Origin of the sequence: Streptomyces sp. NPDC004134, assembly GCF_042874195.1 — a bacterium.
Classification (GTDB): domain Bacteria; phylum Actinomycetota; class Actinomycetes; order Streptomycetales; family Streptomycetaceae; genus Streptomyces.
Window position 1 is genome coordinate 334,580 of record NZ_JBIAMS010000002.1, and the last position, 22,278, is coordinate 356,857.

The window sequence follows — 22,278 nt, forward strand, 5'->3', positions numbered from 1 at the left end:
GCCGGGCAGGGGTCGGCGGGCGGATGGGTCGGCGGGCGGGTGGTCGGGTCAGCGGGCGGACGCGGTGATGCCGCGCAGGAACAGGCCGCGGAACACCAGGAACACCAGGAGCGTGGGCAGCGAGACGATGAACGCGCCGGCGAGGATCACCGGCGGACCGGCCGAGCTGTACGCCTGGTTGAGGGAGTTGAGGGCGGCCATCACCGGCTGGATCTCGGGGCTGCGGCTGAGCGTGATGCCGAACAGCAGGTCGTTCCAGACGGCGGTGAACTGGAAGATGAACGCGGCGCCCAGCCCGGAGCGCATCAGCGGCACGTGGATGCGCCAGAAGATGCGGCGCATGGAGGCACCGTCGAGCATCGCGGCCTCGGTGATCTCCGGCGGCATCGTCGTCATCTGGTTGCGGATGAGGAAGAACGCGAAGGGGATGGCCCAGGCGGCGTAGACGAGCATCAGGCCCAGGCGGGAGTCGTAGAGGTTGGCGTCGGCGTACATGCCGAACAGCGGGGCCAGGAACATCTGCAGCGGGAAGAGCGTCCCGGAGAAGATCACCCAGAACCACAGGGCGGGCCTGGGTATCGGCAGCACGATGACGGCGAACGCGGCCATCGCCGCGACCACCACGGCCACCCCGCCGCAGACGACGGCGTACAGCATCGAGCTGGCGAAGCCGTCGCCGATGCCGGCGTCGACCCAGGCGGTCTTGAGGTTGTCGAAGATCGCGAAGCCCTGCGGGGTCCAGTCGACGGATCCCGTGTACTCCTCGACGGGGGTGAGGGCGTTGACGATCAGCAGGTAGAGCGGCAGCAGCCAGAGCAGCACGCAGCCGGCGACGAAGAGGTTGCGCATGTGGCGTCCCATGTCGGTGTCTCCTCTCAGTCCTTGGCACCGGGCATCTGGCGGCGGAGATAAAGCCACGAGGAAGCGACGACGATCACGGAGAGCACGAGCGCGATGGCGGATCCGTACCCGACGTGGAAGAGGCGGAACGCCTCGCGGTACATGGTCAGCGCCAGCGTCTCGGAGCTGCGCGAGGGACCGCCCTGGGTGAGGACCCAGATCATGTCGAACGCCTTGAGGCTGTTGACGATGGCCATGCCGACGACCACGACCGTCACGGCGCGCAACTGCGGCAGCGTGATGTGGCGGAACATCCGCCAGCCGGTGGCACCGTCCAGCTCGGCGGCCTCGACCGTCTCGCGCGGGATGGCGCGCAGACCGATGGCGAAGAGGACCACGTTCAGTCCGGTGGCCTGCCAGGTGCTGGCGACGATCATCGAGAGGGTGTTCTGCGGCCATTCCAGCAGCCAGCTCTGGGCCCAGGAGTCGAGGCCGACGCCGCGCAGGATCTCGTTGACCGCGCCGTCGGTGGTGAGCATGAAGCGCCACAGCGCGGCGGTGGCGGCGCCGGAGATCGCGAACGGCAGCACGATGACGAGCTGGGCGAGGCCGCCGAAGCGGCGCATCCGGTGGGTGGCCACCGCGATGGCGAGGCCGGCGACGACGGGCAGCAGCAGGGTGCCGGCGACCCACATGAAGGTGTTGAGGAGCGAGCGGCCGAAGATCGGGTCCTCGGCGAGCCGGGTGTAGTTGTCGATGCCGGTGAAGCTGCTGGTGAAGCCGTTGTCCTCGAAGAAGCTGCCGTAGATGCTGCGGAGGAAGGGATAGACGAGCAGCACGCCGACGAGGGCGAGCGCGGGCAGCGCCCACGGGACGCCGGCGAACGGGCCTCCCATGCGGCGGGTGGACGTGTTCTTCGCGGCCTGGTGCGGAGTGCGGACGGGTATGCGGCGGCGGGGGCGTACCGGCTTGGCGGCCTCGGCCGTGCCCACGGTGTCGGTCATGACTTCTCCGCCTCCCGCCACACCTTCCACGCCTCGTCGGCGCGCTCCTGCATGGTCCGCAGTCCGCTGCGGTACGAGTGCGGTTCGATGAGCATGCCGGCGAGGTCGTCCACGGTGGACTCGACCAGTTCGGGCGGGCCCTGTTCCCAGAAGCGGTTGAGCAGCCAGAGGTCCTTCGACTGCCGCGTCACACCGTCGATGACCATGTTGGCGGGCTTGACCATCGGATTGGGGCTGCCGTCGGAGAGGCCGTGCGCGAACGCGGTGGCGACCTCGGGGTGCAACCAGCCGCCGGCGGCCTCCAGCGCCTCCTCCTTGTCGGGGCCCTTGACCGTGACGGCGAAGGCGCTGGACTCGAAGATCACGCAGGGGCGCGCGGCCGGGTCGGCCATGGGCAGGACGAAGGCGTCGACGGTCTTGCCGGGCTTGGCGCCGGCGCCGTCGAAGACGCCGCCCAGCCAGGTGCCGCAGGCCACCATCCCGATGTCGCCGTGGACGACGGCGGCGGCCGCGTTGTTGTGGTCCACGTCCATGCTGGTGAACCAGTTCTTGTCGAAGAAGCCGGCGATCGTGCGCAGTGCCCGTTCGGCCCGCGCGTCGGTGTAGCGCTCGCGCCCGTTCATCAGGTCGTCGTAGAACTGGGGATCCTGACGGCTCAGGATCTCCTGGAACCAGATGAACGCGGGCCAGCGGCCGGCCGTGGTGCCGTGCAGCGGGGTGATGCCGTTGTCCTTGAGCCGGGTGCAGGCGGTGAGGAAGTCGTCCCACGTCTCGGGCTTCTCGAGGCGGTGCTCGGCGAAGACCTCGGGGTTGTAGAAGATCACCCAGTAGGCGAGGTTCATCGGCAGCCCGTAGACGCGGCCGCCGTAGGTGAACGCCTCGCGCAGCGAGGGGTCGACCCAGCCCTGGGACTCGGCGGCCTCCCACTGCTTCGACAGGTCCTCGATGCCGCCGGTCCTGGCGAGGTCGCGCAGCCGGTAGCCGGACCAGTACTTGAGCAGGTCGGGGGTCTTGTTGGTACGGAGCGAGGACTTGACGATCTGCTCGAAGGATTCGAGGGACGGGATGACCTCGGGGATGAGCTGCACCCCGGCGGTGGACTCGAGTGCCTGGCCGGCGGCCTGCAGCGGCCCCTCCCAGGTGGCGTTGTCGCCGTGGATGGCGACTTTGCCGGGTCCCTTTCCGGAGGCGCTGCCGCAGGCGGCGGCCAGTCCGCCGGTGGCGGTGGCGGCCGCGCCGGCCGCGGAGACCCGGAGCAGGGTACGGCGGTCGAGGCGGCCTGCGCCGGGGATTGTCGTGCGGGGGGTGGTCGTGCGGGGGTCGGCGGGTGGTGGGGGGATCGGCGGATGACGACCTGACATCGGGCGGCTCCCTTGGTCGCTCGTGTTATCGTTAACACGCAGTGGAGAGAGCTTGACGGCCGATGAAGGCCGACGTCAATGGGCGTGCAGTGAAATTTCAGCGGACGGCCCGACAAGTCGGGCCGCGCTTCTCCTTGCGGCGGAATGCCCGAAATGTATAGTTCTGGCCCAGCGGGGTCGCAGGCCCGTCGCCGCGCCTCTGCGCAAGGACGGCACCCGGCCGCCGGGCCTGCGGCCTCCACGCCACCGCCGTACGCCGCCCGCACCCCGGCGAACGGCCCGACGACAATGGCCCGATGACCCACCCGCACCCCGCCCCCGCGCTCACCGTCGTCGGCCTGCTCAGCGGCACCTCGTACGACGCCGTGGACGCCGCCGTCTGCGACCTGCGCCTGGCCGGCGACGAACTCCTCCTGCATCCCCGCGGCCTGCACAGCGCCCCGTTCCCCGGCGAGCTGCGCCGCGCCGTCGCCGCCGCCCTGCCCCCGGCCGAGACGACGATGGCGGAGGTCTGCCGGCTCGACACGGAGCTGGGCCGGTTCTTCGGCCGGGTGGCCGCCGAGGCGGTCGACACGGTGGCGGGCGGGCGCGCGGACCTCGTCGTCTCGCACGGCCAGACCGTCTACCACTGGGTCGAGGGGCGGCGCGCCCGCGGCACCCTCCAGCTCGGCAACGCCGCGTGGATCGCCGAGGCCACCGGGCTGCCGGTGGTCTCCGACGTCCGCACCCGCGACATCGCCCGCGGCGGCCAGGGCGCCCCACTCGCCTCCACCCTCGACGCGCTGCTCCTCCTCGGCGGGGGACCCGGCCCGCGGCGCGGGGCGCTGAACCTCGGCGGCATCGCCAACATCACGGTCCGCGGCGGTGCCGGCGAGGTCGTCGCGTACGACCTGGGCCCCGCCAACGCGCTCATCGACGCCGCGGTGGCCGACGGCACGGGCGGCGCGGAGACGATGGACACCGACGGCGCACGGGCGCGGCGCGGCACGGTGGACCGGGAGCTGCTGCGCCGGCTGCTGGCGGAGCCGTACTACGCGCTGGCGGCGCCCAAGTCGACGGGCAAGGAGCTGTTCCACGGGGCGTATCTGCGCGAGCAGGTGGCCGCGGCGGGCGCCACGACCGCGCTGGACGACCTGGTGGCCACCGTCACGGAGCTGACCGCGGAGCTGGTCGCGGCGGCGTGCCGGGAGTACGGGGTCGGCGAGCTGGTCGTCTCCGGCGGCGGGGTGCGCAATCCGGCGCTGATGGCGCGGCTGGCGGAGCTGTGCGCGCCCGCGCGCGTGTCGCGCATGGAGGACCACGGGCTGTCGTCGCAGGGCAAGGAGGGGTATCTCTTCGCGCTGCTGGGCTTTCTGACGGTGTGCGGGCTGCCGGCGTCGGTCCCGTCGGCGACGGGCGCGCGCGAGGCGGCGCTGCTGGGCTCGATCACCCCGGGCGCGCGCCCGCTGCGGCTGCCGGAGCCGGCGGCGCAGGCGCCGGTGCGGCTGCGGGTGGTGTGAGAGTCGCCGGCCGGTGAGCGGCTGCGGCCGGTCGGCGCCGGGCGCTCAGCGCCCCCCGGTCAGCGCCGGGCGCTCAGCGCCGCCGCCAGCGCCGCCGTCGCCGCCGCCGCGAGGGCGGCGCCCGTCAGGGGCAGCAGCGGCAGCGGTACGTCCGCCGCGCGGGAGCCGCTGACCAGACCCGTCACCGCGGCGTTCGCCGGGGAGCCGGCCGCCACGAGCACCGCCCCCGCGCCGGCGAGCGTCGCCGGCACCGTCCACGCCCGGCTGCGCAGCAGCGGCCGGTTGCACAGCGCGCCCACGGCCGTCCCCAGCAGCGCGCAGGTCAGCGTCGCCAGCAGCCCCGCGCCCGCGGCCGCCGCGACCGGGACGGCGGTCTCCGAGGCCCGGTCGGAGCCGTGCGCGTCGCTGACGAGCACGACGAAGGCCACGCCCGCCGCGCCCAGCGCGCAGGCCGCCGCGAACGCCGCGGCCAGGCAGGCCAGATGGGCCCGCGCCGGGCCCGCGGCCGCGGCCAGGCAGGCCCGTGCGGCGGGCGGCTCGACTCCGGTGCAGACCCGCACCAGCCACGCGGCGACCGGCAGCACCGCCGCCGCGGCCACCCCGAGCGAGTCCAGCACCGCCTGCCCGGGCTGGACGCCGACGGCCAGGGCCGCCGCGTACACCAGCAGCGGCGGCAGCCAGCGGTGCGACCTGGCGAGCAGGGCGAGTTGGTAGCGCACGAGCGCGGTCACGGCGCCGGGTCCTCCTCCCGCGCGTACGGCAGTTGATGCACGCCGCGGATGTGCCAGCCGGGGCGCGCGCCGAGCAGCGCCCGCAGCAGGGCGTCGGAGTGCGCGGCGAGGACCGTCAGCCGGCAGCCGCCGCCGGGCAGTTCCTCGCACAGCGGCGCCCCCGGCAGGCCGCCGGGTAGGCGCGCGCCCGGCGGCCCGACCGCCTCGACCACCACCGCGGGGCCGCCCCCCGCCTGCCGGGCGACGGCCCGTCCGCCGCCGGCGCGGTACGCGGCGTACGGCACGTCCGCCAGCCGCCGCGGGTCGTGGTCGACGAACACCACCGCCCCGCCCGCCGCCAGCCGTTCGGCGACCGCCGCGTCCAGCTCCGCCCGCGCACCCGCGTCCAGACCGGTCCACGCCTCGTCGAGTACCAGCAGCTCCGGCTCCGCGAGCAGCGCCTGCGCCACCGCGACCTTCTGGCTGCCGCCCTTGGACAGTTCGTCCAGCGGCGTACGCGCCGACTCCCCCGCCCCGAACCGCTCCAGCCACTCCCCCGCCCGCCGCCGCGCCTCGGCCCCGCGCAGCCCCTGCACCCGGCCCAGGTGCGTGAGGTAGCCGAGCGCCGTCAGCGGCAGGGCGGCGGGGAAGCGCTCCGGCACGTACGCCGTGCGCGCGGGGCGGTCGGCGACGCGCCCGGCGCTGGGCAGGTCGATGCCGGCCAGCAGCCGCAGCAGCGTCGACTTGCCGCCGCCGTTGGCGCCTTCGACGCGTACGAGCGCACCCGCCGGCACCCGCAGGTCGACCCCGCGCAGCACCCAGGGGCCGCGTCTGCCGTAGCGCCGCCCGACACCGTCCAGCCTCATGGACCCGGATGATCCCACGGTGGCCGCACCCGCGGCGACCGCACTGACGTGCGCCCGGGTGGCCGGATCGCTTACGGTGCACGTGCCGTTGGACTACTTTGTGTGGCTTCAGCGCGACTGGTGGTGGGAGAGATCTGATGGGGGACGCAGATGGCGGCGGAAGAGCGCCGGTGATAGACACCACCGTGCCGCAGTCGGCGCGTATCTGGAACTTCTGGCTCGGCGGCAGCGACAACTACCGCGTCGACCGGCTCGCGGGTGAGGCGTACGTGCGGGCCTCGCCCGCCATCGTCGACGTCGCCCGCGCCTCCCGGGCCTTCCTCGCCCGCACCCTGCGCCATCTGGCGGTCGAGGCCGGGACCCGCCAGTTCCTCGACATCGGCACCGGGCTGCCGACGGCCCAGAACACGCACGAGGTGGCGCAGGCGGTGCACCCGTCGGCGCGGGTCGTCTACGTCGACAACGACCCGATGGTCCTCGCGCACGCGCGCGCCCTGCTGGTCTCCCGGCCGACCGGCGTCTGCGACTACGTGAACGCCGACGTGCACGACCCGGACGCGGTGCTGGCGGGCGCGGGGAAGACGCTGGACTTCGACGAGCCGGTGGGGCTGATCCTCAGCGGGATCCTGGGGCACGTAGCGGACTACGACGAGGCGCGCGACATCGTGGCGCGGCTGGTCGGCGCGCTGCCCGACGGCAGCCATCTGGTGCTCAGCGACGGGACGGGCGTGGTGCACCGGGAGGCCAGGCGGGCGCAGGACGCGTACAACAGGAGTGGCGCGGTGCCGTACGTGCTGCGCACGCCGGAGGAGATAGAAGGTTTCTTCACCGGCCTGGAGCTGGTGCCGCCGGGTGTCGTGTCGTGCCCGCTGTGGCGGCCGGAGGGCGGCGGGGAACCGGAGCCGGTGGACCAGTTCGGCGGTGTCGGGCGGAAGGCGGGAAGCGCGTGACGGAAGCGGAGTTCGATCCGGGGGCGGTACGGGCGGTCGCGTTCGACATCTTCGGCACCACCGTCGACTGGCGCACGGGCGTCGCGGAGCAGGTGACGCACCTGGCGCGGCGGCGCGGCGTGGAGCTGGACGGCGCCGGCTTCGCCGACGAGTGGCGGGAGATGTACCTGCCGTCGATGGGCCGCGTGAACGGCGGCGAGCGGGCGTGGGCGTATCTCGACGTGCTGCACCGCGAGTCGCTGGAAGAGCTGCTCGAACGCCACGGCGTCGGCGCCGCCTTCGACGATGCCGACCGCGCCGGGCTGGTGCGCGCCTGGCACCGGCTGCCGGCGTGGGACGACGCGGCCGCGGGCCTTGCGCGGCTGCGCGGCCGGTACGCGGTGGCGGCGCTGTCCAACGGCGGCTTCGCGCTGCTGACCCACCTGGTGAAGGCGGCGGGGCTGCCGTTCGACTGCATCCTCTCCGCCGAGCTGACGCAGCGCTACAAGCCGGATCCGGCGCCGTATCTGACGGCCGCGCGGCTGCTGGACGTGGCGCCGGGCGAGTTGCTGATGGTGGCGTGCCACGGCTGGGACCTGGCGGGCGCGCGCGGCGCGGGGCTCAGGACGGCGTTCGTCTCCCGCCCGCTGGAGAAGGGCCCGGGGGGCGGGGCGGACGCGGACGTGCCGGCCGATGTCGCGGCGCGGGACTTCACCGGTCTGGCCGACCGGCTGGGCTGTCCGTGACGGTGCGTTCACGCACCGTCCGTCCGTACGAAAGCAATCAGCCACTCGGCGCGGGCTTCGCCGCCGGGGCCAGTTCCTCCCAGGCGACCGTGCGGTCGCACCAGCGCTCCAGCAGCGTCCGGTCGTGCCCCACGGCCAGCAGCGCGGCGCCGGAGGTGCGGCGGTAGTCCTCGACCGCCGCGACCAGCGCCGCGGTGGTGGAGGCGTCGAGCATCGCCGTCATCTCGTCGCACACCAGGATCCGGGGGCCGAGCGCCAGCGCGCGGGCGAGGCAGGCGCGTTGGAGCTGGCCGTCGCTGACCTCGTGCGGCCGGCGGGCCAGCAGGTCGGGGGTGAGGCCGACGAGTGCGGCCAGTTCCTCCGTACGGGACGGGGCCTCCGCGCGGCGGCCGGTGGCGCGCAGCGGCTCGCCGATCAGGGCGGCCAGCGTCAGCCGCGGGTCGGCGGCCAGGCGGGGCTGCTGGAAGACGACACCGAAGGCGGTGCGCTGTGCGCGGGGCGCGCGATGGCGCCAGCCGCGTACGGGCACGCCGTCGAGCAGCACCTCGCCGGCGTCCGGGCGGTGCAGCAGCGCGGCCACGCGGGCGAGGGTCGACTTGCCGCAGCCGCTCGGGCCGAGGAGACCGGCGGCCTCGCCGGGGGCGAGGGTGAAGGAGACGTCGCGGACGACGGGGGCGCGGCGGTCGTATCCGGCGGTGACGGCGCGGAGTTGCAGCGGGGGCGGGGCTTCAGCGGGCATCGACGGCCTCCGGCTGCGGTGATCCCGGCTCGTCGGTCCGCGCCGCCGGCACCTGCTTCGCCCCGGCGCTCGCGGGCTTGCCCTGCTCCTCCGGCTTCTCCGGCTTCTCCGGCTTCTCCGGCTTCTCCGGCTTCTCCGGCTTCTCCGGCGGTACGGTCGCCGCGGGCAGCGGGTGGTGGCAGGCCACCCCCGCCGTCAGGGCCGGCACCGCCGCGCAGGCGGCCGTGGCGTACGCGCACCGCGGCGCGAACGCGCAGCCCGGCGGCAGCGCGCCCAGCTCCGGCGGCAGCCCGGGGATCGGTGTGAAGGCGCGCTCCGGGAGGGCGCCGAGGAGGCCGCGTGCGTACGGGTGCCGGGGCCCGGCGGTGCCGAAGAAGTCGGCGGCGCCGGCGAGTTCGACGATCCGGCCGGCGTACATCACCGCCACCCGGTCCGCGATCCGCTCCGCGGCGGCCAGGTCGTGGGTGATCATCAGCAGCCCGTGCCCGTCGTCGACCCGGCGGCGCAGCTCGTCGACGGTGCGCTCGACGAGATCGCGGTCGAGCCCGGTCGTCGGCTCGTCGGCGAGCAGCAGCGGCGGGCCGCCGACGAGGGCGAGGGCGGTGGCGGCGCGCTGGGCGAGGCCGCCGGACAGTTCGTGCGGGTAGCGGTCGAGGTGGTCGGCGGGGAACGCCGCGCGCTCCGCGGCCTCTTCCGCAGCCGCGCGCAGCCCCGCCTTGCGGGTGTCCGTCAGCTCCCGGACGACCTCCTGGAGCTGGGAGCGCACGGTCCTCACGGGCGTGAGGTGCGCGGCCGGGGACTGCGGGATCAGACCGACGCGGCGGCCCCGTACCCGGCGGGCCAGCTCCGCCTCCCCGGCGCCCAGCAGCTCCAGTTCGCCGAGGTGCGCGGTGCCCGCGGTCTCGGCGTTCTCGGGCAGCAGCCCGAGGAGTGCCGAGGCGAGCACGGACTTGCCGCAGCCGCTCTCGCCGACGAGCGCGACGCACTCGCCGGGGGCGAGGGCGAGGGAGACGTCGGTGACGGCCGCGACGTACCGGCCGCGGGGCATCCGGAAGCGGACCGACATCCGGTCGAGGGCCAGCAGCGGCGCGGCGGCGCGCTCCTTCTCGTCGTGCGGGTCCTTACGGTCCGTCACAGCGTCAGCTCCGATCGGCGGCGCGGGTTCAGCCGCTCCCGCCAGGCGCCGGCCAGGCCGGCGACGGCGAGGGTCGGGATGATGATGAACAGGCCGGGGAAGAGCGTGGGCCACCAGTCCCCCGCCAGCAGCGACCCGCGCGCGCCCTGGACCATCGCGCCCAGGCTCGCCTGGTGCGGCGGCAGCCCGAGGCCGAGGAACGACAGCGCCGACTCGTGCCAGATGGCGTGCGGCACCATCAGCACCGCCGCGAGCCCCGCCTGCGGCAGTACCCCGGGCACGAGGTGGCGGATCGCGACCCGGGTGCGCGACGCGCCGCCGGAGACGGCCGCGTCCACGAACGGCCGGCCGCGCAGCGACAGCACCTCGGCGCGCACGATGCGGCAGGTCGACACCCAGTGCGTCAGCCCCACGGAGGCGACGACCGGCCACACGCCGGGCTGGAAGAGGGCGACGATGAAGATGCCGAGCAGCAGGTGCGGTACGGAGGCGAAGACGTCCACGAGCCGCATCACGGCCCGGTCGACGTGCCCGCCGAGCGCGCCGGCCAGCGCCCCGACGGCGGTGCCGACGACGGTGGCGACGAGCGCGGCGACCACCCCGACGAGCAGCGAGACGCGCAGCCCGTAGACGCAGCGCAGCAGCACGTCGCGGCCGACGTCGTCGGTGCCGAAGAGGTGGGAGAGGGAGGGGGCGGCGAGCTTGTTGCCGATGTCGACGGCCTGCTGGTCGAGTTGGACCAGCGGCGGTACGGCGAGCACCGCGAGGACGGCGAGCGCGACGACCGCGGCGGAGGTCCGCACGCGCAGCGTGCGCACCGACCTGCGGCCGGTGCCGCGGGTGCGCCAGCGGGTCGCGTCCGGCGGCGCGGCAGGCGCGCCCGGCTTCCGCAGTGCCTCAGCCATCGAAGCCCACTCTCGGGTCGGCGAGCCCGTACAACAGGTCGGACAGCAGGTTGCCGAGGAGCACCGCCGCCGTCGCCAGCACGGTCAGCGCGGCGAGCAGCGGGAAGTCGACGGACGTGGCGGCCTCGACGGTGGCCGCGGCGATGCCGGGCCAACTGAAGACGGTCTCGATGAGCAGCGCGCCGGTGATCAGCTCCGGCACCCGGGTGCCGATCAGGGTGAGCACGGGCAGCAGCCCGGAGCGCAGCGCGTGCCCCAGCAGCACGGTGCGCTCGGCGAGGCCGCGGGAGCGGGCGCCGCGCACGGGGTCTTCGTCCAGGGCGTCGCCGACGCCCTGGCGGACGTAGAGCACGAACCACGGCATCTGCGAGACGGCGAGCACCGACGCGGGCAGCAGCACGTGCTCGGCGACCTGCCCGAAGGTGACGACGTCGGTGCCGGTGTCGGTGAGCCCGCCGGCCGGCAGCGCGTCGAGCTGGAGCGCGAAGAGCCAGACGGCGAGCAGCCCGAGCCAGAACGGCGGCGCCGCCTCCATGGCGTACGCGACGGAGGTGACGGCCCGGTCGAGCAGCCCGCCGCGGCGGCGCGCGGCGAGCACGCCGAGCAGCGTGCCGGCGACGATGGCGACGGCGAACGCGACCGCGCACAGCAGCACCGTCCAGCCGATGCGCTCGCCGATGACGTCGGCGACCGGCTGGCGCATGCTGGTCGACTGGCCGAGGTCGCCGGTGACGACGGCGCTCAGCCAGTCCCACCAGCGGGTGACGAACGGGTCGTCGGCGCCGAGGCTCTCACGGAGCTGGTCCAGCGCCTCCCCGGAGGCGCTGAACCCGGCCGTGCCCGCGTACGCCTTCACCGGGTCGAACGGCGAGGCGGCGGCGATGGCGAACACCCCGAAGGTGACGGCCAGCAGGACGGGGACGGCGTACAGCAGCCGCCGCCCGGCCATCCGCGCCATCGGGGCCAGCGGCAGCCCGGTCACGACGCGGGCTGCCAGCTCTCGACGTTCCACCAGGGACCGCTGCCGAAGCCGTGCTCGTGCGGCTCGACCTGGGTGGTCAGGCCGCGCCAGGTGTCGGCGATGACGTAGATGTGGTCGATGTGGGTGAGGAAGATGTAGCCCGGGTTCTCGGTGAGTTCCTGCTGCACCTTGTCGTACGCCCGCTTGCGCTCGGCCTTGTCGCCGCTCTCCCGGCCCTCGGCGAGGGCGGTGTCGACGTCCGGGTTCTCGTACGAGGCCATGTTGTTGAAGCCCTGGCCGGCCAGCTCGGAGTAGAGCATCGGGTAGAGGTCGAAGTCGGGGTCGGCGGGGCTGCCGCCGCCGGCGAGCACGGCGTCCTCGCCCATCCGCGGCTCGATGACCTCCCAGGTGCCGCTCTCCACCTTGGCCTCGATGCCGACCTTCTTGGCGTCGCCGGCGAAGGCGAGGGCGTGCTCCTGGCGGAGCTTGTCGCCGGAGGGGTAGTAGAGGGTGAACGAGGCGCGCTGCCCGTCCTTCTCGCGGATGCCGCCGTCCTCCGCGCGCCAGCCGGCGTCGTCGAGGAACTTCTCGGCCAGCCCGGTGTCGTACGGGCGCTCGGTGCCCTTGGCGAACCACTCGCTGTCGGTGGGCACCGGCCCGTACGCGGCCTTGCCCCGGCCCTCCAGCAGCTTGTCGACCATCGCGCCGCGGTCGACGGCCACGTCGAGCGCGCGGCGGATGGCGATGTCGCCGGTGACGGGGTTGTCCGTGGGCAGCGTGACGGCGCGGTGGTCGGCGGTGGTGGCGGCCACCGTCTGCTTGTCGTCGTCCCCGGCGAAGGTCTTGGCGAGGTTCGGCGGCAGGATGGCGCCGTCGAGGTCGCCGGAGCGCAGCCGGGTGGCGCGGATGTCGTCGTCGGCGATGATCGCCATGGTCAGCTTCTTCACCTTCGGCTTGCCGCCCCAGTAGCCGGGGTTGGCGGAGAAGGTGAGCTTCTCGCCCTTGCGCCAGTTGTCCAGCACGTACGGGCCGGTGCCGACGGGCTCGGTGTTGAACGCGCCGGTGTTGACGTCGCCCTTGCCGGCGACGTGCTCGGGCGCGATGGGCAGCACGGTGCGCTCGGCGAACGGGGCGTAGGGGTACTTCAGGGTGAAGACGACGGTGTCGTCCCCCTCGGCCTCGACGCTCTCGACGGCTTCCAGGTCGCCCTTGGAGGCGTTGTTGGTGCCGGGGTCGAGGATGGTCTCGTAGGTGAAGACGACGTCGTCGGCGGTGAAGGGCTCGCCGTCGCTGAACGTCACGTCGTCGCGCAGCTCGTACGTGTAGGTGGTGCCGCCGTCGGTGATCTCGGGCAGCGCGCGGGCGAGGGCGGGCTTCAGCTCCATGTCGCTGTCGCGGGCGAGGAGGCCGTCGAAGAGCTTGGAGTTGCCGTCCTTGCCGTAGCCGAGGAGCGGACTGAGGGTGTCGGGCTCGTTGGCGACGCCGATGACCGCGGTGGTGCCGTTCCCGCCGGAGCCGCCGGAGTCGTCGTCGGCGTCCGGGTTCGAGCAGGCGGCGGCTCCCGCGAGCACCGCCGCCACCGCCGTGACCGAGACCGCTGCGCGTATGCCGCGGACTGACATGCCCACTCCCCTGTTGAAGGCCGACTGTTATTGCGAACAGTTCGCAATTAGAACCCATGATCGGCGTACGGCGCAATGAGCAGTCCACTCCGCGGGCACCCGGCTTGCGCACGGTCCACCGAGGTCAGCGGCCGGGCGCCGGGCGGAGCGGCGCCCGCGCCTTGCGTCGACCGGGTGGCCCGGGGCGGGACACGACGGGTTTCACGGATATTGCGGGGCATTCCGCCCCGTAGCATCCGGTGTCCCGTATCCCACCGGGAAGGATCCCCATGGCGCTCCCCCCGCTGTCCCGCACCCTCGCCGGCGGTGCCTGCGTGGCCGTGCTCGCCGGCTCCGGCTACGGCTGGGCGCTCGCCGCCGGGCCCGCGAGGGCCGGCACGGGCACCAACGTCCTCGTCGTCGGCAGCGACTCGCGCGCCGGGCTGACCAAGGAGGAGATGAGCCGGTGGCACGCGGGCGGCGCGGCCTGCGGGTGCGCCGACGTCGTCATGGTCGTGCACCTGTCCGAGGACGGCCGGCGCGCGAGTGTCGTCAGCCTCCCCCGCGACTCCTACGTGCCGTTCGCGCCGCACGACGACGGCGCGGGACCCACGGCCCACTCCGGCAAGATCAACGCCGCCCTGCGGCACGGCGGCCCGGAACTGCTGACGCGCACCGTGGAGCGCGCCACCGGGCTGGACATCGACCACTATCTGCAGGCGCGCTTCAAGGGTTTCGTCCGGGCGGTCGACGCACTCGGCGGCGCGCCGGTGTGCACGAAGGAGCCGATGCGCGACGAGAACTCGGGCATCGACCTCGGGCCAGGAAAGCACCACCTCGACGGCGCCGGGTCGCTCCAGTACGTCCGCACCCGGCACCGCGGGCACGGCGACATCGACCGCGTACGCCGCCAGCAGCGGCTGGTCGCCGGCATCGCCGGGCGGCATCTGGCCGCGGGCACCCTGGCGGAACCGCCGCGGCTGGACGCGCTCGCCGGCGAGGTCGCCCGCGGGCTGCGCCCGGGCCCCCGCACCAGCGTGGCCGACATGCTGGCGCTCGGCTGGCGGGCGCGGCATCTGCGGCTGCGGAACGTGGAGTTCGCGACCGTACCGCTGGCGAGCATCAGCCACCCGGCGGGCGAGTGGGGCTCGGCGGTGAAGTGGAACGAGGCGCGGGCCCGCACCATGTTCCGGCGGCTGGCCGCGGACCGCGGGCTGGCGCCTGGCGACGAGCGCGGCCCGCGGGGCGGCTTCGACTGGACGGGCCGGGTCGCCCCCGGTGACCGCATGGACTGCGACTGACGCACGGGGCACGGGGCGCGGGGCGCGCGGGGCGCAGGGGATACGGGGGGGGACACGCGAGCGGCGCCGCCGGGCATGGGACCGGCGGCGCCGCGGTGCGCGACGGGTCAGAGGACCCGGCGCACGGTCACGTCATCGGCGTTGACGAAGCCGATGCGGTGCCCGATCTGGATGATGTGGTACTTCATCTTGCCGCGGACCACCGTGCGGTCCCCGGGGGCGGAGCCGTCGAAGGACACGGCGCGGTAGTACTCGCCGGGCACCGTGCCGCCGTAGGAGTACGCCTGGCCGGCCTTGAACTCGTACGGGTGCGCCGAGATCGGCTGGTACGGGATCTCCGGCGGGTACGCCGCCTGTTCCGGGTACGCCCGGCCGTAGACCGGCACCGACTCCTTGCCCGGCTTGGGCGTGACGATCTTCCCCGCGGTGTAGTCGGCGACCCGCGCCCCCGCCGGGTTGTGGAACCAGCCCTTCAGGCCGTGGTACCAGATCGCCACCCAGTCGCCTCTGCGCTCGGCCACCGCGTACGTCTGCCCGGCCGAGGCCCGGCTGCCGATGTCCGAGACGTGCATGTCGGACGCCCGGCCGTCGGGGTGCAGACCGACGTCCGCCAGCAGCGGGGAGTCCGCGTCCGGCTGCGAGTGCAGGATCACCGACGACGAGGGGGCGAGCGGGCACGGCTCCTTCGGGTCGGAGCCCGACTCGTAGCTGCAGCCGGTGAACTGCGGCTTGTTCGAGGCGAAGTCCGGCTTGATCATCACCATCGACTTCGAGAACCCGCCCGGGCTGCGCAGCGGTGCCTTCAGCAGCTCGAAGTACCGCTCCCAGTCCCAGTACGGGCCCGGGTCCCAGTGCATGCCGGGGATGTTCGGCGTGGTGGTGCCTGGCACGTTGTCGTGGCCGATGATGTGCGTGCGGTCCAGCGGGATGTCGTACTTGGCCGCCAGGTAGCGCACCAGCGTCGCCGAGCTGCGCATCATCGCCTCGGTGTACCAGGTGCCCTGGTCCTTGGCGAAGCCCTCGTGCTCCAGGCCGATGGACTTGGCGTTGATGTTCCAGTTGCCCGCCTGCCAGGCGACGTCCTTGTGCTTGATGTGCTGGGCGACGTGGCCGTCGGAGCTGCGCAGCGTGTACTGCCAGCTCGCCGCGCGGGTGGGGTCCTGGACCATGTTGATGACACCCGGGTAGCGGCCCTCGGTGTCGTGGATGACGATGTACTCGATCTTCTGGTCGCGCGGCCGGTCGGCCTTGTCGTGGTTGACGTACGCCTGGATGTTGTCCGGGTTGGTCTGGCGGTACGTCGCCGGGATCCACTCGCAGCCGAGCCGGTCCGGGCACTCCACTTCCTCGTTCTGCATCCGCGGCAGGCCGAGTTCGCCGAGCCACCGCTGCCGCGGCGCCACCGACGGGTCGCCCGCGAGCCGGACGGCGTGGCCGTCGTCGGTGGTGCGGGCGGCGCCGTCGCGGATGGTCGCGTACACCTCGTCGGCGAACGTCGCCGCGTCCTGCTCGTAGGCGGCGCCCGCGTACTTCGCGACCGCGCCGTACCAGTCGGCGGGGTCCGCCGAGGCCGGCGCGCCCAGGTCCTCCTGGTACGCGGCCAGCAGCGCGGCGCCGCCGGCGATGTTCTCGGCGGGCTTCGCGCGCAGCGTCGCCGCGTCGGTGCCGGTCAGCTCGGCGGCCGCGTACAGCGTGGTGAGCGCGGGGCCGAACGTCTCGTCGCCGACGGGCCGTTCGGTGTCGCCGCGGGGGTCCTCCGCGGTGCCGCCGTGGTGGTCCTCGGCGAGCACGGTGGGCGCGTCGGTCAGGTGCATCGGGCCGTAGCCGGCGTCGGTGCTCGGCTCGCCGGCGTGGGTGTCCCAGCGGGACTCCAGGTACGACACGCCGAGCAGCACGCTCTCCGGCACGCCGTACTCGTCGGCCGCCGCGGCGTACGCCGCCTGCCGGGTCGCGGGCGCCGCCGCGTCCTCGCCGCCGGCGGTGGCCGGGAGGGACGCCGAGGTCAGCGGCAGCAGCAGGCCGGCGGCGACGGCGGCCGTCGCCCAGGGTCGTCTTCGCAGGTTCACACGCAGGCGGGTGGCTGGGGTGGGAGGCAACGGGACTCCTCAGGGGGTTCGGGACGAGGACGTGCGCGTGCGGTGCGTATCAGGGGTACCGACTCGGTCACGTACCCGTCAATCCCTCCCAGGGGCACGAAAGTTGCACGTCAGCCCGGCTGCCGCCCAACTGCGCGGCGGCACTGGTCCAGACCGATGTCGACGGCCGGCCGCGGCGCGGGGCCGCGGCCGGCCCCCCAACCGCCCCCCGGCCCACCCCCCCCGGCGCCCAGCGGCCGGGCCGGGGGCCCCGCGGCGCCCGGCGCGCCACGTCTGCGCGCTGACGCCGCCCCCCACTCCCCCCCCCCCCCCCCGCCCCCCCCCCCCGGGGGCCGCCCCGCCGCCCCCGCCCCTCGCCCCGCGCGGCCGGCGGGGGCCCCCCCCCCCCCGCCCGCCCTACGGCCGCCGGGCCAACCCGCCCGGTCGCCCTGCGGCCGGTCAGGGGGCCCGGCGGCGCCGGGCGAGCCAGGTCTGCGCGATGACGACGACCACCAGGAAGCCGCCGCTGACGACCTGCTGGTAGGCGGAGTCGAGCGAGCCGATCTGGTTGATGACGTTCTGGATCACCTTCAGCAGCAGCACGCCGACGAGCGAGCCGCCGACGAAGCCCATGCCGCCGGAGAGCAGCGTGCCGCCGATGACGACCGCGGCGATCGCCTCCAGCTCCATGCCGTAGCCGAGGATGGTCACGCCGGAGTCGAGCCAGGCGGCGTTGAGCGCGCCGGCGAAGCCGGCGAGCAGTCCGTTGAGGGTGTAGACCAGCGTCTTGGTACGGGCCACGGGCGCGCCCATCAGCGCGGCGGCGTCCTCGTTGCCGCCGACGGCGTAGACGTGCTGGCCGAAGCGGGTGCGGCGGAGCAGGACGCCGCCGGCGACGAAGAGCGCGGCGGTGATCCACACCGGCACGCCGATGCCGAGCAGCTTGCCCTGGCCGAGGTCGGCGAAGAACGAGCCCTCGGCGACGAGGTAGGTGTCGGCGCCCTCGTCGGTGACCGACAGCATCACGCCGCGGGCGCCGAGCATGGCGGCGAGCGTGACGATGAAGGGCGCGAGCCTGAGCCGGGCGATGAGCAACCCGTTGACCAGGCCGATGAGTCCGCAGACGGCGAGCGGCAGCAGCAGCGCCACCAGGGTGCCGTGGCGTGAGCCCCAGGCGGCGAGCACGCCGCCGAGCACGAAGACCGAGCCGACGGACAGGTCGATGCCGCCGGTGATGATGACGAAGGTCATCCCGAGGGCGACGATGGCGAGGAAGGCGGAGGAGACCGCCATGTTCTGGATGTTGCCGGTGGTGGCGAAGGAGTCGAAGGACAGCGAGGCGACGGCGGCGATGGCGATGAGCGCGACCAGCGCGCCGTGCTGCTGCGCGAGGGCGCTCAGCCGCTCGCCGCGCCCGGAGCCCGCGGGCTCTTCCGGGCCGTACGCCACGGCGACGGGTTCGTCTTTCACGACGGTCACCGCTCTCCCCTCTCCCCGGCGGCGGACTGCTCGCCGCGGCGGCCTACCGCGGGCCGCCCGCCCCGTACGGCGAACGCACCCACCCGGCTGCGGGCCCGGGTCCCGCCCTGCACAGGCATCACCGCTTTCCCCTCTCCCTGGCGGCGTAGACGGCGAGGATGATCACCACGGCCTGGGCGATCTGCGTCCACGACGGCTCCAGGTCGTGCTTGATCAGGGTGGCCGTCAGCAACTGGATGAGCACCGCGCCGGCCACCGTGCCGCCGATGCGCACCCGGCCGCCGGTCAGCGGGGTGCCGCCGACGACGACGGCGGTGATGGCGGACAGCTCCATCAGGTTGCCGAGCGACGTGGGGTCGCTGGCGGAGAGGCGCGCGGTGGCCAGGAAGCCGGCGACGGCGGCGAGCACGCCGCAGACGACGTACACGACGATCAGCACCCGGCGCACCGGCAGCCCGGCGAGCTTGGCGGCGGGGCGGCTGTCGCCGATGGCGAGCAACTGGCGGCCGAAGGTGGTGCGGCGGACGACGAAGGCGACGACGAGCGCGAGTGCCACCGCGATCAGCACCACGTACGGCACGCCGGCGAACTCGCCGGAGCCGAGGGTGGCCATGCCCGGGTCGCGGATGTCCTCCAACTGCGGCAGCAGCACCAGCGCGAGGCCCCGGGCGCCGACCATCAGTGCGAGCGTGGCGACGATGGGCTGGACCCCGATGAACGCGATCAGCGAGCCGTTGGCCAGGCCGACCGCGGCGCCGCCGACGACGGCGACGATCAGCGCGATCCACGGCCCGTACCCCATGTAGAGCGCGACCAGCGAGGTGGACAGGGCCATGACGGAGCCGACGGACAGGTCGACGCCCTCGCTGCCGATGGCCAGCGCCATGCCGAGCGCGACGATGACGACGGGGGCGACCTGGACGGCCTGGGTGCGGAAGTTCTCGGCGGACAGGAAGTGGGGGGTGAAGGCGATGTTGACGAGCAGCAGGAGGGCGACGCCCGCGTAGACGCCGTACTCCTGGAGCCAGCGCAGCACCCGCTCGCGGTCGGCGGGCAGCGCGCGGCGCAGCGTGAGGTCAGCCATGGCCGGCCGCCTCCGCACCGGCCCCGCGGGGCGCCGGGTCCGGGTCTCCGCCCGGCTCGGCGGCGGCCGCGATGGCCTCCATGAGTCTGTCCTCGGTGACGTCGTCGCCGGTCAGCTCGCCGACGACGGCGCCGTCCCTGAGCACCACCACGCGGTCGGACCCCTCGATCAGCTCCTCCACGTCGGAGGAGATCAGCAGCACGCCGAGGCCGTCCTCGGCGAGTTCGTCGACGAGCTTCTGCACCTCGGCCTTGGCGCCGACGTCGATGCCGCGCGTCGGCTCGTCCAGCAGCAGCACCTTGGGCTGCATGGCGAGCCAGCGGGCCAGCAGCACCTTCTGCTGGTTGCCGCCGGACAGCTCGCCGACCTTCTGGTGCGGGCTCGCCGCCTTGATGCGCAGCCTGCTGACGAACGTCTCGACGACGGCGTCGATCCGGGCCTCGGAGACCAGCCCGTAGCGCGACATGCGCGGCAGCGCGGCCAGCGCGATGTTCTCGCGGACCGAGAGCCCCGGCACGATGCCCTCGGACTTGCGGTCCTCCGGCAGCAGGCTGATGCCGGCGCGGATCGCGGCGGGTGTGGAGCCGGTGCGCACGGGCGTGCCCGCGACGGTGACGCGGCCGGCGCCGAGCGGGAGGGCGCCGGCGATGGCCTTGGCGGTCTCGGTACGTCCCGAGCCCAGGAGGCCGCCGAGGCCGACGACCTCGCCGGGGCGGACGGTGAGCGAGACGTCGTGCAGCTCGTGCCGGCGGGTCAGGCCCTCGGCGCGCAGCACCGGCTCGGCAACTGCCCTGCCGTCGTCATGGCCGCCTGAGAACTTGGTCAGGCCCTCGGCGCGCACCTCGCCCATCTCCCGGCCGAGCATGAGGGAGACCAGCCGGAGCCGGTCGAGCCCGGCGAGCGGTCCGGTGTGCACGACGCGGCCGTCGCGGAGCACGGTGACGGCGTCGCAGACGGTGTACAGCTCGTCGAGGCGGTGGCTGACGTAGACGACGGCGACGCCGTCGGCGCGCAGCCGGCCGATGACGCCGAAGAGCGTCTCGACCTCGCGGGGTTCGAGGGAGGAGGTGGGCTCGTCCATGACGACGACGTCGGTGCGGCCGGCCGCGGAGACGGCGCGGGCGAGCGCGACCATCTGCTGGGCGCCGACGCCGAGTTCGGCCAGCGGGCGGCGGACGTCGACGCGGACGCCGTAGTCGAGGAGCATCCGCTCGGACTCGCGGTGCATGCGGCCGAAGTCGATGAGGCCGCCGCGGCGGCGCGGCTCGCGGCCGAGGAGGAGGTTGCGGGCCACGCTCATCAGCGGGATGAGGTTGACCTCTTGGTAGATGGTCGAGATGCCGGCCCGCTGGGCGGCGAGCGGGGTGGCGAAGGACGCCCGCTCGCCGCGGTAGGTCAGCTCGCCCTCGTCCGGCTGGTAGACGCCGGTGAGGACCTTGATGAGGGTGGACTTCCCGGCGCCGTTCTCGCCGACGAGGGCGTGCACCTCGCCGGCGCGGGCGGTGAAGTCGACGCCGTCGAGGGCGAGGACGCCGGGGAAGCGCTTGGTCAGGTCGCGTACGGCCAGGACGGCGGGGCGCTCCGCCGCGCCGTCCCGGGGGGCGCGGTCGCCCCCGGCGCCCGGGACCTCCCGGGCCTGCGCCGGAGACGGCCCGGCGGACCGGGCGGGCCCGGTGGGCCCGCCCGGCTCGTGCCGCTCGGGCGGCTCGTTCGCTGCGGCCATCGGCGTCAGAACGCCTTGCCGAGGTCGGCCTCGGCGTTGTCGGCGGTGTACTCGCTGTCCTCGATCACGATGTCCTGGCCGACCTCCTCGCCCTTGGTGAAGGCGTCGAGGGTGTCGAAGGCCAGCGGGCCGAAGCGCGGGTTGGACTCGATGACGGAGTCGATCCAGCCGTCGACGATGCCCTGGACGGCGTTGCGGGTGCCGTCGATGGTGACGATCTTGACCGCGCCGGGCTCCTTGCCCGCGCCCTTGAGCGCGTTGACGGCGCCGAGGCCCATCTCGTCGTTCTCGGCGTAGATCCCGGTGATCTCCGGGTTGGACTGGATGAGCTGCTCGGTGACCTGCTGGCCCTTCTCGCGGGCGAACTCGCCGGTCTGCTCGAAGACGACCTCGAGGTCCGGGGCCTTCTCGGCGATCCGGTCCTTGAAGCCCTTGGTGCGCTCGGTGGTGACGTTGTTGCCGGGGGTGCCGAGCAGGATGGCGATCTCGCCCTTGCCGCCGGTGGCCTCGATCATCTTGTCCGCGGCCCGCTTGCCCTGCTCGGTGAAGTCGGAGCCGATGAAGCTCACGTAGTCCTTGCAGGGCTCGGCGTTGATCTTCCGGTCGATGGTGACGATGGGGATCTTCTTGTCCGCCGCGGACTTCAGCACCGGGTCCCAGCCGTCGGAGTTCAGCGGGGCGATGACCAGCAGGTCGGCGCCCTTGGCGATGAGGTCCTGGACGTCGCTGATCTGCTTGGAGAACTGCGACTGGGCGTTGGCGGTGAGCAGTTCGATGCCGCGCTCGTCGGCTTCGGCCTTGATCGAGGCGGTCTCGGCGATGCGGAACGGGTTGGCTTCCTTCTCGGACTGCGAGAAACCGACGGTGGCGCCGGCCAGGTCGGTCTTCTCGGCGCCGTAGTCGCCGATCACACAGGTCGGGCCCGAGCCCCCGGAGACCTTCTGCTCGCTGCCCTTGGCCTCCTCGGAGCCGGCGGCGGCGCCGGTGCTCCCCTCGTCGTCGTCCTCGGACTTGGCGCAGCCGGCCGCGAGCGCGAGGCTCGCGCTGAGCGCGACGGCGAGGAGTGTTCTGGCGGCGGTACGGGCGTGCGGCTTCATGGTGATACCCCAATTCGGGCGGTGGAGTACGAGGGCCGGGCCGCTGCGCGGGACCGGAAGAATTCAGGGGATGTTTTACATCGTTGGAAGGACGCTGTAAACACCCCCCGCAACACGGATTTGTCCGGCGAAGATCGTCAAGCGCCGTGTCCCATAAGGGAGTTGACGAGCCGTCAGCACGAGGCGGCGCAGGCCGCGGCATCCGCCCGGGGGCCGGCCCGGG

Annotated in this window: 19 protein-coding genes; 4 read left to right on the plus strand and 15 right to left on the minus strand. The window is 74.0% G+C overall.

Annotated features, from left to right (window positions below; genetic code table 11):
- Window positions 1-48: 48 nt before the first annotated feature.
- From ACFYVJ_RS04690 to ACFYVJ_RS04700, 3 genes are read right to left on the minus strand one after another with little or no spacing between them, the layout of a single operon-like run.
- Entirely contained in the window at window positions 49-861 is an 813-nt protein-coding gene (locus ACFYVJ_RS04690; RefSeq protein WP_101425670.1) for a carbohydrate ABC transporter permease, read from the minus strand.
- Window positions 862-875: 14 nt separating this feature from the next.
- A complete protein-coding gene (locus tag ACFYVJ_RS04695) occupies window positions 876-1,844 on the minus strand; it encodes a carbohydrate ABC transporter permease (protein ID WP_388886595.1) in 969 nt (322 codons plus the stop codon).
- On the minus strand, window positions 1,841-3,205 hold the full coding sequence (locus ACFYVJ_RS04700) for an ABC transporter substrate-binding protein (RefSeq protein ID WP_388886597.1): 1,365 nt from the start codon (window positions 3,203-3,205) through the stop codon (window positions 1,841-1,843). The genes ACFYVJ_RS04695 and ACFYVJ_RS04700 overlap by 4 nt, the downstream gene beginning before the upstream one ends.
- A gap of 296 nt (window positions 3,206-3,501) precedes the next feature.
- Between ACFYVJ_RS04700 and ACFYVJ_RS04705 the strand changes: the two genes are divergently transcribed.
- Window positions 3,502-4,704 (plus strand): anhydro-N-acetylmuramic acid kinase, encoded by a 1,203-nt coding sequence (locus ACFYVJ_RS04705; protein ID WP_388886598.1) that lies wholly within the window; start codon window positions 3,502-3,504, stop codon window positions 4,702-4,704.
- Window positions 4,705-4,763: 59 nt separating this feature from the next.
- Here ACFYVJ_RS04705 and ACFYVJ_RS04710 read toward each other — a convergent pair whose 3' ends face one another.
- Both ACFYVJ_RS04710 and ACFYVJ_RS04715 read right to left on the minus strand, forming a co-directional pair.
- Window positions 4,764-5,435 (minus strand): ABC transporter, encoded by a 672-nt coding sequence (locus ACFYVJ_RS04710; RefSeq protein WP_388886600.1) that lies wholly within the window; start codon window positions 5,433-5,435, stop codon window positions 4,764-4,766.
- Window positions 5,432-6,280 (minus strand): ATP-binding cassette domain-containing protein, encoded by an 849-nt coding sequence (locus tag ACFYVJ_RS04715; RefSeq protein WP_388886602.1) that lies wholly within the window; start codon window positions 6,278-6,280, stop codon window positions 5,432-5,434. The genes ACFYVJ_RS04710 and ACFYVJ_RS04715 overlap by 4 nt, the downstream gene beginning before the upstream one ends.
- Before the next feature lie 137 nt (window positions 6,281-6,417).
- Here ACFYVJ_RS04715 and ACFYVJ_RS04720 point away from each other — a divergent pair, with 137 nt between their 5' ends.
- Both ACFYVJ_RS04720 and ACFYVJ_RS04725 read left to right on the plus strand, forming a co-directional pair.
- Window positions 6,418-7,230 (plus strand): SAM-dependent methyltransferase, encoded by an 813-nt coding sequence (locus ACFYVJ_RS04720; RefSeq protein ID WP_388886604.1) that lies wholly within the window; start codon window positions 6,418-6,420, stop codon window positions 7,228-7,230.
- A complete protein-coding gene (locus ACFYVJ_RS04725; RefSeq protein ID WP_388886606.1) occupies window positions 7,227-7,955 on the plus strand; it encodes a haloacid dehalogenase type II in 729 nt (242 codons plus the stop codon). Before ACFYVJ_RS04720 ends, ACFYVJ_RS04725 begins: the two co-directional genes overlap by 4 nt.
- A 37-nt stretch (window positions 7,956-7,992) precedes the next feature.
- Here the strand turns inward: ACFYVJ_RS04725 and ACFYVJ_RS04730 are convergent, their stop codons facing one another.
- The 5 genes from ACFYVJ_RS04730 to ACFYVJ_RS04750 all read right to left on the minus strand — a co-directional run bounded on the left by ACFYVJ_RS04730 (window position 7,993) and on the right by ACFYVJ_RS04750 (window position 13,317).
- Window positions 7,993-8,694, minus strand: coding sequence for an ABC transporter ATP-binding protein (locus ACFYVJ_RS04730; protein ID WP_388886608.1), 702 nt, complete (start codon window positions 8,692-8,694; stop codon window positions 7,993-7,995).
- Window positions 8,684-9,760 (minus strand): ABC transporter ATP-binding protein, encoded by a 1,077-nt coding sequence (locus ACFYVJ_RS04735; protein WP_388886811.1) that lies wholly within the window; start codon window positions 9,758-9,760, stop codon window positions 8,684-8,686. Before ACFYVJ_RS04735 ends, ACFYVJ_RS04730 begins: the two co-directional genes overlap by 11 nt.
- 65 nt (window positions 9,761-9,825) lie before the next feature.
- The gene (locus tag ACFYVJ_RS04740) at window positions 9,826-10,734 is read right to left on the minus strand and encodes an ABC transporter permease (protein WP_388886610.1); all 909 of its coding nucleotides are present in this window, start codon (window positions 10,732-10,734) and stop codon (window positions 9,826-9,828) included.
- Window positions 10,727-11,692, minus strand: coding sequence for an ABC transporter permease (locus ACFYVJ_RS04745; protein WP_388886813.1), 966 nt, complete (start codon window positions 11,690-11,692; stop codon window positions 10,727-10,729). The genes ACFYVJ_RS04740 and ACFYVJ_RS04745 overlap by 8 nt, the downstream gene beginning before the upstream one ends.
- A gap of 20 nt (window positions 11,693-11,712) precedes the next feature.
- Window positions 11,713-13,317 carry an ABC transporter substrate-binding protein gene (locus tag ACFYVJ_RS04750; RefSeq protein WP_388886612.1) on the minus strand — a complete coding sequence of 535 codons (1,605 nt, stop codon included), beginning with the start codon at window positions 13,315-13,317 and terminating at the stop codon, window positions 11,713-11,715.
- Window positions 13,318-13,586: 269 nt separating this feature from the next.
- Here ACFYVJ_RS04750 and ACFYVJ_RS04755 point away from each other — a divergent pair, with 269 nt between their 5' ends.
- Window positions 13,587-14,597, plus strand: coding sequence for an LCP family protein (locus ACFYVJ_RS04755; RefSeq protein ID WP_388886614.1), 1,011 nt, complete (start codon window positions 13,587-13,589; stop codon window positions 14,595-14,597).
- A gap of 107 nt (window positions 14,598-14,704) precedes the next feature.
- Here ACFYVJ_RS04755 and ACFYVJ_RS04760 read toward each other — a convergent pair whose 3' ends face one another.
- The 5 genes from ACFYVJ_RS04760 to ACFYVJ_RS04780 all read right to left on the minus strand — a co-directional run bounded on the left by ACFYVJ_RS04760 (window position 14,705) and on the right by ACFYVJ_RS04780 (window position 22,055).
- Window positions 14,705-16,693 (minus strand): N-acetylmuramoyl-L-alanine amidase, encoded by a 1,989-nt coding sequence (locus ACFYVJ_RS04760; RefSeq protein WP_388886615.1) that lies wholly within the window; start codon window positions 16,691-16,693, stop codon window positions 14,705-14,707.
- A gap of 438 nt (window positions 16,694-17,131) precedes the next feature.
- Window positions 17,132-18,151 (minus strand): ABC transporter permease, encoded by a 1,020-nt coding sequence (locus ACFYVJ_RS04765; RefSeq protein WP_388886617.1) that lies wholly within the window; start codon window positions 18,149-18,151, stop codon window positions 17,132-17,134.
- Window positions 18,152-18,269: 118 nt separating this feature from the next.
- Entirely contained in the window at window positions 18,270-19,235 is a 966-nt protein-coding gene (locus ACFYVJ_RS04770; RefSeq protein WP_388886618.1) for an ABC transporter permease, read from the minus strand.
- The gene (locus tag ACFYVJ_RS04775) at window positions 19,228-20,958 is read right to left on the minus strand and encodes a sugar ABC transporter ATP-binding protein (protein ID WP_388886620.1); all 1,731 of its coding nucleotides are present in this window, start codon (window positions 20,956-20,958) and stop codon (window positions 19,228-19,230) included. Before ACFYVJ_RS04775 ends, ACFYVJ_RS04770 begins: the two co-directional genes overlap by 8 nt.
- A gap of 5 nt (window positions 20,959-20,963) precedes the next feature.
- Window positions 20,964-22,055 carry an ABC transporter substrate-binding protein gene (locus ACFYVJ_RS04780; RefSeq protein ID WP_388886622.1) on the minus strand — a complete coding sequence of 364 codons (1,092 nt, stop codon included), beginning with the start codon at window positions 22,053-22,055 and terminating at the stop codon, window positions 20,964-20,966.
- Window positions 22,056-22,278: the final 223 nt, after the last annotated feature.

Coding starts and splice junctions, on each gene's coding strand:
- ACFYVJ_RS04735 (WP_388886811.1), bottom strand. CDS start 9,760: ATGTCGGTCCGCTTCCGGATGCCCCGCGGCCGGTACGTCGCGGCCGTC.
- ACFYVJ_RS04730 (WP_388886608.1), bottom strand. CDS start 8,694: ATGCCCGCTGAAGCCCCGCCCCCGCTGCAACTCCGCGCCGTCACCGCC.
- ACFYVJ_RS04700 (WP_388886597.1), bottom strand. CDS start 3,205: ATGTCAGGTCGTCATCCGCCGATCCCCCCACCACCCGCCGACCCCCGC.
- ACFYVJ_RS04755 (WP_388886614.1), top strand. CDS start 13,587: ATGGCGCTCCCCCCGCTGTCCCGCACCCTCGCCGGCGGTGCCTGCGTG.
- ACFYVJ_RS04715 (WP_388886602.1), bottom strand. CDS start 6,280: ATGAGGCTGGACGGTGTCGGGCGGCGCTACGGCAGACGCGGCCCCTGG.
- ACFYVJ_RS04770 (WP_388886618.1), bottom strand. CDS start 19,235: ATGGCTGACCTCACGCTGCGCCGCGCGCTGCCCGCCGACCGCGAGCGG.
- ACFYVJ_RS04740 (WP_388886610.1), bottom strand. CDS start 10,734: ATGGCTGAGGCACTGCGGAAGCCGGGCGCGCCTGCCGCGCCGCCGGAC.
- ACFYVJ_RS04705 (WP_388886598.1), top strand. CDS start 3,502: ATGACCCACCCGCACCCCGCCCCCGCGCTCACCGTCGTCGGCCTGCTC.
- ACFYVJ_RS04780 (WP_388886622.1), bottom strand. CDS start 22,055: ATGAAGCCGCACGCCCGTACCGCCGCCAGAACACTCCTCGCCGTCGCG.
- ACFYVJ_RS04690 (WP_101425670.1), bottom strand. CDS start 861: ATGGGACGCCACATGCGCAACCTCTTCGTCGCCGGCTGCGTGCTGCTC.
- ACFYVJ_RS04695 (WP_388886595.1), bottom strand. CDS start 1,844: ATGACCGACACCGTGGGCACGGCCGAGGCCGCCAAGCCGGTACGCCCC.
- ACFYVJ_RS04750 (WP_388886612.1), bottom strand. CDS start 13,317: ATGTCAGTCCGCGGCATACGCGCAGCGGTCTCGGTCACGGCGGTGGCG.
- ACFYVJ_RS04720 (WP_388886604.1), top strand. CDS start 6,418: ATGGGGGACGCAGATGGCGGCGGAAGAGCGCCGGTGATAGACACCACC.
- ACFYVJ_RS04775 (WP_388886620.1), bottom strand. CDS start 20,958: ATGGCCGCAGCGAACGAGCCGCCCGAGCGGCACGAGCCGGGCGGGCCC.
- ACFYVJ_RS04745 (WP_388886813.1), bottom strand. CDS start 11,692: ATGGCGCGGATGGCCGGGCGGCGGCTGCTGTACGCCGTCCCCGTCCTG.